The following is a 13,224-nucleotide window of genomic DNA, read 5'->3' as shown; positions in this document are numbered from 1 at the left end:
TCCACCGGCCGTTTGAGACGATGAAAGCGAAGCGATACAGGACCAATGGCCCTTCTGCGCCCACGATTCAAGCCGGATGATCGGTACATGTACAAGCCCACTGACACCAACCCGCGCAAGAAGTCCGTTGCCCCCGGCCGGCTGGGCCTTCCTGCCGCTTCCGCCTTGGTGATTGGCTCCGTCATCGGTACCGGCGTTTTCGGCATCCCTTCGGCCCTGGCCATGTTTGGCCCCATCAGCCTGGTTGCTTTCGTTCTCGTGACCATTGGTGCGTTGGCACTTGCCATCGTGTTTGGCTGGTTGGCGCAACGCATTCCCGGCTCGGGCGGCCCGTACCTCTACGCGCGTGACGCCTTTGGCGATTTCGCCGGTTTCCTCACAGGCTGGTCGTACTGGGTGACCGCCTGGGCCGGGAACGCCGCGATCGTCGTCGCCCTCACCGGATATGTCGAGGTCTTTGTCAACAAGGGCCACAACATCTGGTGGTCCATCGTCATCGCCACTGCGGGCCTATGGATCCCGGTCCTCATCAACGTGGTTGGCATCAGAACCCTGGGCGCGGCCCAGGCCATCTTCACGGTCCTGAAGATCGTGCCGCTCGTATTTATCGCCATCGTTGGCCTGTTCTTCCTCAAGGGCGCGAATTTTGGCACATTCAACGCCTCCGGCACCAGCGCATGGAGCGCCATCGCCGGGGCAGGCGCCATTGTTCTCTTCGCTTACCTGGGCATTGAGACCGCGTCCGTGGCGGCGGGGCGCGTTCGCAACCCGGAGAAGAACGTTCGCCGCGCCACCGTCTGGGGCACTATCGTCTGTGCAGTCATCTATGTGCTCGGCACGCTCGTCGTCTTTGGCACGGTCAGCAACAAGGCTCTTCGCATCTCGACCGCCCCATTCAGTGATGCGGCCAACGCCATCTTCGGCGGCACCCTCGGCGGCCAGTTGATTGCCGCCGCCGCTATCATTTCCGGTCTCGGCTGCCTCGTGGGTTGGACCTTCATTGTTGGAGAAATGCCGTATGCTGCCGCCAAGGAAGGCATGTTCCCGCACATTTTTGCCAGCGAACGGCGCGGACTGCCCATCTTTGGCATCCTCGCCTCCACCATCCTTGCCACCGCGCTGACCGTGCTCGCCTACACAAACTTCTCCAACGTGTTCACCACGGTGCTGCTGCTCACCGTCTTTACTGCCGTCATTCCGTACATGTTCTCCGCCGGTGCACAGCTGTTCTGGCTCATCACCCACCGCCGCGAAACGTCCTGGGGACACTTCACCAAAGATGTCACCATTGCGGGCGTCGCACTGGCCTTCACGTTCTGGGCCCTCGCCGGCAGCGGCGCCCAGGCCTGCTACTACGGCGTCTTCTGCTTCCTGCTCGGAGTGCCCCTGTACATCTGGCTGCGGGCATCGACAAAGCACGACGACAAGACACCGGCGACGATAGCGGACGGAAGCGCCGAGGCAACCCAGCCGGCCTAAAGCAAAACGCTTCTAACACAGCAAAACTCTTACCCCTCAAATTGGAGCCTTCGCATGGCAATTCCCACCATTGAGCCCGTCACCGAAGCGGCCAAATCGCTGACCTTGGGTGTCCATTCCGAGGTTGGCAAACTCCGCCAGGTGATCATTCACCGTCCCGGAACTGAACTGAGCCGCCTGACACCGCAGAATCGAGAGGATCTGCTCTTCGATGATGTGTTGTGGCCGGCAAGGGCCAGGTCGGAGCACGACGGCTTCGCGGATGCCATGGTGTCGCGTGGGATCGAAGTGCACCACTTCGGCGATCTCCTGGCGCAAACCATGGAGTTGGGCGAGGCTCGGGAGTTCGTGCTGGAGCGACTCTGCACACCGGACTCGTTTGGTCCTTCCTTTGCCCCACACCTTCGGAGCTTTCTGGCCGGCCAATCCTCTGACCGGCTCGCCGAACTACTCATAGGCGGTATCTTGCCGGAAGACATCCCGGGCACGTCCTCGCCGAGCCTGTATGCGCAGGCCTTGAGCACCGACGGTTTTTTGGTTCCGCCCGTGCCAAATTCGTTGTTCCCTCGGGACAGTTCTGCCTGGATCTATGGCGGGGTCAATGTCAACGTCATGGCCAAGCCGGCGCGAGTTCGGGAGACAGACCATGTCCGCGCGATCTACGCCTACCACCCGCTGTTCGCCAGCAGCGCGATTCATCAGTACAACGTGGATGAAAGTCGGACTCGTTCCACCATTGAGGGCGGTGACATTCACGTCCTTGGCCACGGTACGGTCCTGATCGGCATGGGCGAACGAACCAGCCCGATGGCAGTGGAACTGCTGGCCCAGCAGTTGTTCGCCGCGGGCCAGGCGACATCGGTTATTGCGATCAAACTGCCCAAGTCCCACGCCATGATGCACTTGGACACGCTCATGACCATGATCGACGTCGATACCTTCGTGTTGTATCCCAACGTGCGGAAGTCATCGCTTCGCGCGTGGAAGATCACGGCCCCGGACGACCCCAGTGGAGAGCCGCTGCTGGTGGGCCCGGAACGCGGGCTGTTTAAACTCATCGGCGAATCGCTCGGCCGTCCAGAACTGCGCGTGTTGACGGCCGACGAGGACAGCCGGGCCGCCGAACGGGAGCAGTGGGATGATGCCAACAACTACCTCACCCTCGAGCCCGGCGTCGTCATCGGCTACGACCGCAATGTCACGACCAACACCCTGCTACGCAAGAACGGGATAGAGGTTATCACCGTGGCCGGCAGCGAGCTCGGGCGCGGCCGTGGCGGTTCGCGCTGTATGTCCTGCCCGATCCAGCGCGACCCCGCCGAATAAGGAGACGAACTCATGACAACCCTCACACCCCAGACCGCCACGATTGGGCACCTGCTTCGCGACACCGACTTGTCGCGGACCGCCTATGAGCAGCTTCTTGCCGATGCCACCCTGCTCAAACGGCAACGGGCTTCCCGTGCCATTATGCCGCGTCTGCTCGGACGAAACATCGCAGTCATTTTCGAAAAGCCGTCGACCCGGACGCGAAGCGCGTTTGAGGTCGCCCTCCACGATGAGGGCGCCGGGTGCACGTACATGGATTCGGCAAGCAGCCATTTGGGCAGTTCCGAGTCCTTTGAGGACACGGCAAAGGTTCTCAGCCGCTTCTACGACGGCATCGCCTACCGCGGATTCGGCCAAAATAGTGTTGATGAGCTCGCCAACCATGCCTCCGTCCCAGTCTGGAACGCCCTCACCAATGAATGGCACCCCACCCAGGCGCTGGCGGACATGCTAACGATGATGGAAAACACCACCAAGCCCCTTCAAGACGTCGTTGTTTGCTTCCTGGGCGACGGACACGACAACGTGGCGAACAGCCTCATGACCTCGGCCGCCATTCTTGGCATGGACGTGAGAATCGCAGCTCCTGCCCTCCTCCAACCCGACCCGGCGGTGGTCGCCGCGGCGCAGGAAATCGCAGCCCAATCCGGGGCCAGGGTCACTGTCACCACTGACGTGGACGAAGCCATCGCCGGTTCCGACTTCCTCTATACGGACGTATGGGTGAGTATGGGAGAATCCGAAGAGTCCTGGGACCAGCGTGTTCCTTTGCTGACGCCGTATCGCATTGACACATCCATGATGGCCCGGACCGGTAACGCGAGAACCCAGTTCCTGCATTGCCTGCCAAGCATCCACGACAGCACCACCTCACTTGGCAAGAAGATTTTCGACCGCTACGGACTGGACGGCGCGGAAGTCAGCAACGAGGTGTTCCACTCCGCAGCGTCTCGTGTCTATGACCAGGCCGAGAATCGAATGCACACCATCAAAGCGGTCATGCTCGGTTCCCTCGCTTCCGTGACCCAAGGGGACCGATAGATGCGCATCGTCGTCGCACTGGGAGGCAATGCCCTAATTGAACGCAAGGACCGGCCCGACGCCGATGTCGAACGCCGTCATATCCGCCAAGCGGCAGCTGCTCTGGCGCCTCTCGCCCGCGACCACCAACTGATCGTGTGCCACGGCAATGGCCCCCAGATCGGGCTGTTGGCCATGGAGAGCGAAGCCGATCAGTCACTGACAGAGGCGTATCCCTTGGACGCCCTCGGAGCCCAAACGCAAGGGATGATCGGTTACTGGATTACCCAGGAGTTGCGCAATGCCGGCGTAACCTGTCCGGTAGTCGCTGTGATCACGCAGACGCTCGTCGACGAGACCGACCCGGGTTTCGCTTCGCCCTCGAAATTCATCGGGCGGACCTACACCCGCAGCGAGGCCGACGAGCTGGCTGTACGCCATGGCTGGCAGGTCCGCGCCGACGGCTCGTCCTGGCGGCGGGTCGTGGCCTCCCCTCGCCCACTGGGAATCATCGAACAGGACAGCATCTTGCACCTGCTTCACGCCGGCGCACTGGTCGTGTGTGGCGGCGGAGGCGGCTCTCCAGTTATTCGGGATCCCGCAGGCCAGCTGCGAGGCGTTGAGGCTGTAGTCGACAAGGACTATACCTCGGCCCGCATCGCCCTAGAGGTAGGCGCCGACAGGCTGCTCCTGCTCACCGATGTCACAGCAGTCATGCGCGACTTCGGCACCCCGGACGCGCACGCCATTGATCGGATCAACGTCGACGACCTGACCGAACTGCAGCTTCCGGCAGGGTCGATGGGTCCTAAGGTGGCCGCGGCTGCGTGGTTCACTACCGCCACCGGCCACCCATCCGCGATCGGCGCCCTCACTGAGGCAGCCGACGTCCTGGACGGAAACACCGGCACTACGATCACCAGCGGCACCACGCCGCCGGAAGCTGCCGCCACCACATCCGGTGCATCGGCGGCAACGACCCCACCCGGGCCACTCATAGCCAAAGGAGCAATGTTATGACTGAACAGACCAATACTTTCAACACGGCGATTCCGGTACCTGCCTTATCCGGTAAAGAGGAGGGCACCGCGCACACCTCAACCTTGGATCCTGAACTACTGTTCCGAATGGATGCTTACTGGCGTGCGGCGAACTATCTATCGGTCGGGCAAATCTATCTCTACAACAATCCACTGCTCAAGCGTTCCCTGGAGTTCACGGACGTGAAGCCGTTGGTGGTCGGTCATTGGGGGACGACACCGGGCCAGAACTTCATCTATGTGCACCTGAACCGGGCGATCGTGAAATACGACCTGGACATGTTCTACATCGCTGGTCCCGGACACGGCGGGCCGGCGCTGGTCGCCAACACCTATCTCGAGGGCTCGTATAGTGAGATCTACCCGGACATCAGCCAGGACGAGGCGGGGATGAAGAAACTGTTCACGCAGTTCTCGTTCCCGGGCGGGATTTCCAGCCACGTAGCCCCCACCACCCCGGGCTCGATTCACGAGGGCGGCGAGCTCGGCTACTCGCTCAGCCACGCGTTCGGAGCCGTGTTTGACAACCCCGGGCTGGTCGTCGCCTGCGTCATCGGCGACGGGGAAGCCGAGACCGGCCCGCTGGCCACGGCATGGCATTCCACGAAATTCCTCAACCCGGCCAGCGACGGGGCGGTCCTGCCGATCCTGCACCTGAACGGGTACAAAATCAGCAACCCGACAGTGCTGGCCCGCATTGAGCCCGAGGAATTGGATGCCTTTCTGCGCGGCTGTGGATGGGACCCTCGCTATGTCGAGGGCGATGATCCAGAGAAGATGCACCAGCTGATGGCCTCCATGTTGGATGAGGCCATTGAGGACCTCCTCGCGATCCAGTCCGATGCGCGCGTTGATGGGTTCACGCAAAGGACCAGGTGGCCGATGATCGTGCTGCGCTCCCCGAAGGGGTGGACTGGCCCGAAAGTGGTCGACGGGCTGCAAATTGAGGGTACCTTCCGGGCCCATCAGGTGCCGTTGCTGGTCGATGCGGCCCATCCCGGGCATGTAGCGCAGCTCGAGGAATGGATGCGCAGTTACAAACCGGGAGAACTCTTCGATACCGACGGACGACTGCTGCCTGAGTTGGCCGCGCTTGCCCCGACGGGGCAAGCGCGGATGGGCTCCAATCCCCACACGAACGGCGGATTGGTTCTGCAGGACCTGCAGATGCCCGATTTCCGGACCCACGCGGTTGCCGTGGCTGCGCCCGGTGCCGTGGAGGCAGAAGACACTGCCGTGTTGGGCGAGTTCCTGCGCGATGTCATCAATCTCAACGGTGAACGACGGAACTTTAGGATCTTCGGTCCCGACGAGACGCTTTCAAACAAGCTTGGGGCTGTATTCGAGGCCACCGACCGACAGTGGGAGGCCCGCACGGTCGAAAACGATGAGTTTTTGGCCCCATCCGGGTTGGTGTTGGACTCGATGCTTTCCGAGCACCAGTCCCAAGGATGGTTGGAAGGCTATCTGCTTACCGGCCGCCATGGCCTGTTCAACTGCTACGAAGCGTTCATCCACATCGTTGACTCGATGTTCAACCAGCACGCCAAATGGCTCAAGATCACCAAGGCCCTGCCCTGGCGGCGCGATATTTCCTCGCTGAACTACCTGCTGGCGTCCCACGTGTGGCAGCAGGACCATAACGGTTTCACCCACCAGGACCCCGGCTTCCTTGATCACGTGGTGAATAAGAAGGCCGACATCGTCCGGGTCTACCTCCCGCCGGATGCGAACTGCCTGCTCAGTGTCGCCGACCACTGCCTACGAAGCCGTCACTACGTCAACGTCATCCTCGCCGGCAAGCGTGCCATGCCGCAATGGCTGTCCATGGCCGAGGCGGAGGTCCACTGCACGAAGGGTATTGGGATCTGGGAGTGGGCGGGCAACGACCGTGGAGCCGAGCCCGACGTCGTTCTGGCCTGTTGTGGGGACACCCCCACCCTGGAGGTGCTGGCCGCGGCCATGATCCTGCGAGAAAACCTGCCCGAGCTAAAGGTCCGGGTCGTCAACGTCGTGGACTTGATGAAGCTTCAATCAGCCAGCGAACACCCGCACGGGCTCTCCGATACAGACTTCGACACGCTGTTCACCAAGGACAAGCACATCATCTTCGCCTTCCACGGTTACCCGACTCTGATCCACCGCCTGACCTACCGGCGGACCAACCGCAACTTGCATGTGCGCGGCTACATCGAGGAGGGCACCATCACCACGGCTTTCGACATGCGCGTACAAAACCGGCTAGACCGATTCCACCTAGTCCAGGACGTCATCGACCGGCTCCCGCAACTCGGCGCCACCGGGGACTATCTCAAACAGAGCATGGCTGACAAGCTCATCGAACACAACCTCTACATCAACCACCACGGCCAGGACCTGCCCGAAATCCGCGACTGGGTGTGGACCCCGTGGCAATGACCACCACTCCTGCAACCATCACGCCGGAGACTGGTGCCTTGCCCGCTGGCCCAGGGACTGTCGACGCTGCTGTATTTGACTCCGCAGTGGTGGAGGCGGCGCGGGTATTGCTTGCCGACAACAAGGGCCTGTTGGCGATCGATGAATCGATCCCCACCTGCAACTCGCGCTTCGCCCGGCTCGGAATACCCCAAACTGTGCAGGCCCGCCGCGCATACCGGGAACTAATCGTCACCACCCCTGGCCTCGGCGACAGCATCGGTGGAGTCATCGTCTGCGACGAGACCATTCGGCAACGCACCGCTGATGGGGTGTCGTTCCCGAGCGTCCTGCACGATGCCGGGATCGCCACGGGCATCAAGGTCGACCTCGGCGCGACACCGATGGCCGGCCATCCCGGAGAGAAAGTTACCGAAGGCCTTGACGGATTGCGCGACCGTCTGCAGGAGTCTCGCCAGCTGGGCGCCAGCTTCGCGAAATGGCGGGCCGTGTTCACCATCGGCGCCTCCACACCCAGCAGGGCCTCGGTAGTGGCCAACGCGCACGCGTTGGCGCGTTACGTCGCGCTCTGCCAGGAGGCCGGCCTGGTGCCGATCGGAGAACCGGAAGTGCTGATGACCGGCGAGCACACCCTCGCCCGGTGTGGCCAGGTCACTGAAGAGGTGCTTCGTGTCGTCTTCAATCAACTCGCGGAGCAGGCAGTCGTGCTGGAGGGGATGCTCCTGAAACCCAACATGATCCTTCCAGGGCTTGACTGTCCAATTCAGGACCCCGTCTCAACCGTGGCCCAGGCCACTCGGACATGCCTGAGGCGGGCCGTGCCTGCCGCGGTCGCCGGGATCACGTTTCTCTCCAGAGGCCAGTCTGGAGACCTCGCCACAACCCGGCTGGCCGCCATCAACAGCCGCACAGATCCACCCCTGCCATGGCCGGTGGCTTTCTCCTTCGGCCGCGCGATCCAGCAGCCGGCCCTGACGATCTGGGGCGGCCAGGACGCTCATGCGACATGTGCCCAGCAGGCCCTCCAGCAACGGGTTACGGCCAATCGGGATGCCCGCGGCGGTCCCGGCACCCATTTTGAGCGGGCGGATGACCACCATGAGTACTGACAGCACAAAATCGACGCCGGACGCCCCGGCGACCTCTAACCCCGACCCGACGACCGACTTGAAGACGCTGCCCATGGCGGAGGTCCAGAAGCAGCTCGGCACCTCACCGGAGGGGCTGAGCCAGGCCGAAGCGGCGCAACGGCTGATCACGTACGGGCCGAACGAGATTGCCGAGCACAAGACCAACCCGTTGCTGAAGTTCCTGTCCTACTTCTGGGGACCGATCCCATGGATGATCGAGGTCGCGGTGATCCTCTCGGGCGCGGTTGGGCACTGGCCTGATTTCTTCATCATCTTGGTGCTGCTACTGGCCAACGCCGTCGTCGGCTACACCGAGGAGCGCCAAGCCGGCAACGCCATTGATGCGCTGAAAGCCAAACTCGCCATCACCGCCCGCGTGCGACGTGACGGCGAATGGGGTACCCCGGCCGCACGAGAACTGGTGCCCGGCGACGTGATTCGTCTGCGACTCGGTGACATCGTCCCCGCCGACGCCCGTCTACTGGAGGGCGACGAGATCGAGGTCGACCAATCCGCCCTCACCGGAGAGTCCCTGCCCGCGAGTTGTAAACCTGGGGATCCGGTGTACTCGGGCTCGATCATCCGACGCGGCGAGATCGGTGCACTGGTCTACGCCACCGGCACCCGCACCTACTTCGGCAAGACCGCCGAACTGGTCGCCGATGCCCACACCGTCAGCCACTTCCAAAAAGCTGTCCTGAAAATCGGCAACTACCTTATTGTGCTTGCGGCAGTGTTCGTCGCGGTGATCGTACTCGTCTCGTTGTTGCGAGGCGACGCAGTCCTGACCACCCTGCAGTTCGCTCTAGTGCTGACCGTCGCGGCGATCCCGGTCGCCATGCCCACGGTGCTGTCGGTGACCATGGCGGTCGGTGCCCGGCTGCTGGCCAAGAAGAAGGCCGTCGTCAGCCGGCTGGTCGCGATCGAGGAACTCGCCGGCGTGGACGTGCTGTGCGCGGACAAAACCGGCACGCTGACGCAGAATTCGCTCACCTTGGGCGAGCCGTTCAGCATCGACACCATCACGGCCGCCGACGTCGTCCTGGCAGGTGCGCTAGCTTCCCGCGCCGAGAACGATGACCCCATCGACCTCGCCGTGCTCGGCGGCCTGTCCGACAAAGACGCCTTGCAGCCTTACACGATCATCCACTTCGAACCCTTCAACCCCGTCGACAAACGCACCGAGGCCACCGTCACCAGCTCCGATGGGATGACGTTCAAAGTCAGTAAGGGCGCTCCGCAGGTCATCCTCGCTCTTGCAGGCGACAGTGCCGCGATCACACCGGCCGTCGAGGCCGCCGTCAACGATTTCGCCGCCCGCGGCTACAGGTCGCTGGGGGTCGCTCGCACCGACGACCGGGACCAATGGATATTCCTGGGCGTGCTCCCGCTCTTCGACCCGCCCCGGCAGGACGCGAAGACGACGATCGCCACCGCCCGGACGATGGGCGTGAGCGTGAAGATGGTCACCGGTGACGCGATCGCGATTGCCAAGGAGACCGCGGCCAAAGTCGGGCTCGGCACCAAGATCCTCGACGCCGCGGGCCTCGGCGACGTGAAGAAGCAGGAATCCCCCGAGGCAGTTCAGTCCATCGAGACCGCCGACGGGTTCGCCCAAGTCTTCCCCGAGCACAAGTACCACATTATCGACGTACTCCAGCAGCGAGGTCACATCGTCGGAATGACCGGCGACGGCGTCAACGACGCACCGGCCCTGAAGAAAGCCGACTGCGGGATCGCCGTCTCCGGCGCCACCGACGCTGCCCGCGCCGCCGCCGCGATCGTCCTGCTCACCCCCGGGCTGGCGGTGATCATTGACGCGATCAAGGAAAGCCGCAAGATCTTTCAGCGGATGAACTCCTACGCCATGTACCGCATCGCCGAAACACTCCGGGTGCTGCTATTCGTCACCGGGTCAATCCTCGTCTTCAACTTCTTCCCCGTCACTGCGATAATGATCGTCATGTTGGCCCTGCTCAACGACGGCGCCATTCTCTCCATCGCCTATGACAACGTCCACTACAAGATGAAACCTGAAGCCTGGAACATGCGTCTGGTGCTGGGGATCGCCACGGTGCTCGGTGTCGTGGGACCGATCGCCGCGTTTGGTCTTTTCTACCTCGGCGAGAAGGTATTTGGCCTGGGCCGTCCCCAACTGCAAACCATGATGTACCTGATGCTCTCGGTTGCCGGTCACCTCACAATCTTCCTCACCCGCACCCGTGGCCCGTTCTGGTCCATCCGCCCAGCCCGCATCCTCTGGATAGCGGTTCTAGGAACCCAGGCCGTGGCGACCCTCATCGCCGTCTACGGGCTGTTCATGACCCCGCTGGGCTGGGGCTGGGCCGCGTTCGTCTGGGGCTACGCCATCATCTGGGCCTTGGCCAGCGACCGCATCAAACTTCTCGCCTACCGCGTCTTCGACCGCACCAACAAGACCGCCAGCCCAGACGACGCGAACACGACCGAGGACACGCTATCACCCGAGCACGACGCCATCCACGGCCCGTCTCAGACAACGACCCCGGCGACAGCGCCTATCCCGACGACAACAACTGCTCCAACGCCCAGGAGATCAAAACCCACCACCATGACCACCCCGGCACCGACAAACACCGACGCTGCAACTGGTTGGCATCCCAAACACGATCGGGCCACCCTGCCCAAGACTGGCGGATTGACATGACGTGGCGACATACGTTGTTCCAGACCTGTAAGAGCCAGGTGAGCCAGCAGTCCCTTCTGCCCGCCGACGCGGCCGTGTCGGTCGGCGCAACGACGTGCCAAGCGGACGCCGGGCAGGCATGACACCGGCCGCGGAAAGTCCGGTGGCGGCAGCATCAGTGGGATTGCGGGTGGCGACGCTTGCGTGCCTGTTCGATCTGGATGGTGTGCTGACCGCGACTGCAACGATTCATGCCGCGGCATGGCAGGAGATGTTTGACAGCTACCTGAAACCCCGGGCACAGCGCCTCGGGACACCCTTCGTGGCATTCGACCCGGCGACGGACTATGACACCTATGTCGACGGAAAGTCCCGGGCCTATGGGACCGCCTCGTTTCTGGCCTCGCGGGGGATCGAGCTGCCCATCGGCGGCCCGGAAGACCTGGCCGGAGCCGAAACGATCACAGCGCTGGGCCAGGCAAAGAACGAAATTCTGCTCCGCCGGATCCGCCACGACGGTGTGCAAGCGTACGCGGGATCGGTACGCTACGTGCGTGCGGTACGTAAGGTCGGGCTGCTCACCGCAGTGGTGTCTTCCAGCGCCAACTGCACCCAGATACTCGCTGCCGCCGGCATCGCGGAGTTGTTCGATATCCGCATCGATGGTCTCAGCTGTCAAGCCCCGGGTTTGGTGGAGGGTTTGTTAGACCCGTTCCATCGTTTTGATGGCGGGCAGGTTTGAGTAGTAATTGGTTTCTGCTTCCACGGGTGGGATGTATCCGATTTCGCCGTGGAGACGCCGGTAGTTGTACCAATCGATGTACTCAGCGACGGCTATTTCAAGATCGTTGATGCCCGTCCATGGCCCGTTGTTCCGGATCAGCTCGGCCTTGAAAAGTGAGTTGAGGGCCTCGGCCATGGCGTTATCGTAACTATCACCCTTGGCCCCTACGGAAGCGACAGCCTCAGCCTCGGCGAGGCGCTCGGTGTAGCGGATGGCACGATACTGCACACCTCTGTCCGAGTGGTGAATAAGTTGTGATACATCTTTTCGATCACGCCGCCGAGTCCATAAGCCCATCTCCAACGCATCCAGCGCAAGGGCCGTGTGCATGGTGGTGGAAAGCTGCCAGCCGACCACGCGGCGGGAGAAAACATCGAGCACGAACGCTGCGTACACCCAGCCGGAAAACGTCTTGATGTACGTTATATCCGCCACCCAGAGACAGTTTGGTGCCGGTGCCGTGAACTGCCGCCGGACCAGGTCTGCCGGCCGCTGGGACAAGGGCCCTGGCACAGTCGTACGAGGTCCCTTGGCCCGCCGTACCCCGTGCAGCCCGGCCCGGCGCATCAGCCGCTCCACCGTGCACCGCGCGACTTTGTGGCCGGCACGGTTCAGGGCTGCGTAGATTTTCCTGGCCCCGTAAACACCGTAGTTGTCCTTGTGTACCTCCTTGATTTTCTCGGTCGTCACTACATCACTGACAGTGCGTTTAGATTCTGGACGCGCCTTGGCAGCGTAGTAGGTGGAGGGGGCAATCGGCAGCTGCCTGCAGATCGGCTCGACCCCGTATTCATCCTTGTGCTGGTCGATGAAAGTGATCATCGTCGTGAGGGGCGGTCGAGCTCCGCCGCGAAGAAAGCCGACGCAGACTTCAAGATCGCATTCGCCCTCCGCAGCTCGGTAACTTCGCGTTCCAACTCGGCCAGCCGGGTCGCATCATCGGTGGTAGTGCCAGGACGCACGCCCTGATCGATCTCCTCGGTCTTGACCCAACCACGGATCGTGTCGGCCGGAATGCCCAGTTGCGCACCGATACGGGTGCAAGCTCCCCGCCGGTCCGCTGGATTCTTCTGGGCATCCATTACGAGACGGACCGCCCGCTGGCGAAGCCCATCAGGATATTTCTTCGGTGGAGCCATGATGCTCATCCTTTCAAGGAATCAACACCCTCCATTAAACCCGGGGCGGTTCACCGTGCTGCGCTGAGTTCACCGCACTGCTGGGGTCGTGGGACCAGAACATGATCCAGCGGGGGTTGGCGCGTTCAACACGAGACTGTTTTGGTGCATTGGCGGGCGAGTATCTGCTCTATCTGGAAGCGGAAGGGATTCCCTCGTGGCACTTATGGGCGACCGTGAA

At 62.4% G+C, this 13,224-nt stretch carries 9 protein-coding genes and 1 other annotated feature; of the genes, 8 read left to right on the top strand and 1 reads right to left on the bottom strand.

Annotated elements, in window-relative coordinates; all coding sequences use genetic code 11:
* The first annotated feature begins 87 nt into the window (after window positions 1-87).
* The 8 genes from AAGW05_RS12025 to AAGW05_RS11990 all read left to right on the top strand — a co-directional run bounded on the left by AAGW05_RS12025 (window position 88) and on the right by AAGW05_RS11990 (window position 11,823).
* The gene (locus AAGW05_RS12025) at window positions 88-1,479 is read left to right on the top strand and encodes an amino acid permease (RefSeq protein WP_411804763.1); all 1,392 of its coding nucleotides are present in this window, start codon (window positions 88-90) and stop codon (window positions 1,477-1,479) included.
* A gap of 54 nt (window positions 1,480-1,533) precedes the next feature.
* Window positions 1,534-2,805 carry an arginine deiminase gene (locus AAGW05_RS12020; protein WP_411804762.1) on the top strand — a complete coding sequence of 424 codons (1,272 nt, stop codon included), beginning with the start codon at window positions 1,534-1,536 and terminating at the stop codon, window positions 2,803-2,805.
* Between the two features lie 12 nt (window positions 2,806-2,817).
* Window positions 2,818-3,849: an ornithine carbamoyltransferase gene (gene argF / locus AAGW05_RS12015; RefSeq protein ID WP_411804761.1), complete on the top strand. Its 1,032-nt coding sequence runs from the start codon at window positions 2,818-2,820 to the stop codon at window positions 3,847-3,849.
* Complete coding sequence (locus AAGW05_RS12010) at window positions 3,850-4,848, top strand: carbamate kinase (RefSeq protein WP_411804760.1); 999 nt, start codon at window positions 3,850-3,852, stop codon at window positions 4,846-4,848.
* The gene (locus AAGW05_RS12005) at window positions 4,845-7,286 is read left to right on the top strand and encodes a phosphoketolase (protein WP_411804759.1); all 2,442 of its coding nucleotides are present in this window, start codon (window positions 4,845-4,847) and stop codon (window positions 7,284-7,286) included. Before AAGW05_RS12010 ends, AAGW05_RS12005 begins: the two co-directional genes overlap by 4 nt.
* Window positions 7,283-8,395, top strand: coding sequence for a class I fructose-bisphosphate aldolase (locus tag AAGW05_RS12000; RefSeq protein WP_411804758.1), 1,113 nt, complete (start codon window positions 7,283-7,285; stop codon window positions 8,393-8,395). The genes AAGW05_RS12005 and AAGW05_RS12000 overlap by 4 nt, the downstream gene beginning before the upstream one ends.
* Window positions 8,385-11,102, top strand: a complete 2,718-nt coding sequence (locus AAGW05_RS11995; protein ID WP_411804757.1) for a plasma-membrane proton-efflux P-type ATPase — start codon at window positions 8,385-8,387, stop codon at window positions 11,100-11,102. The genes AAGW05_RS12000 and AAGW05_RS11995 overlap by 11 nt, the downstream gene beginning before the upstream one ends.
* Window positions 11,103-11,271: 169 nt before the next feature.
* Window positions 11,272-11,823, top strand: coding sequence for an HAD family hydrolase (locus AAGW05_RS11990; RefSeq protein WP_411804756.1), 552 nt, complete (start codon window positions 11,272-11,274; stop codon window positions 11,821-11,823).
* On the opposite strand, the gene AAGW05_RS11985 is transcribed toward AAGW05_RS11990, so the two are convergent.
* Window positions 11,785-13,004 (bottom strand): IS3 family transposase gene (locus AAGW05_RS11985; RefSeq protein ID WP_411804755.1). Its coding sequence is split into 2 segments (ribosomal slippage): window positions 11,785-12,725 and window positions 12,725-13,004, totalling 1,221 coding nucleotides; the frame shifts between segments, so codons are not numbered across the junction. The genes AAGW05_RS11990 and AAGW05_RS11985 overlap by 39 nt on opposite strands.
* Window positions 12,613-12,726, bottom strand: a sequence feature (AL1L pseudoknot). It overlaps the preceding gene by 114 nt.
* Window positions 13,005-13,224: the final 220 nt, after the last annotated feature.

Source organism: Arthrobacter sp. LAPM80, from assembly GCF_046736435.1.
Taxonomy (GTDB): Bacteria; Actinomycetota; Actinomycetes; order Actinomycetales; family Micrococcaceae; genus Specibacter.
This window is presented reverse-complemented; position numbering and strand designations above follow the sequence as displayed.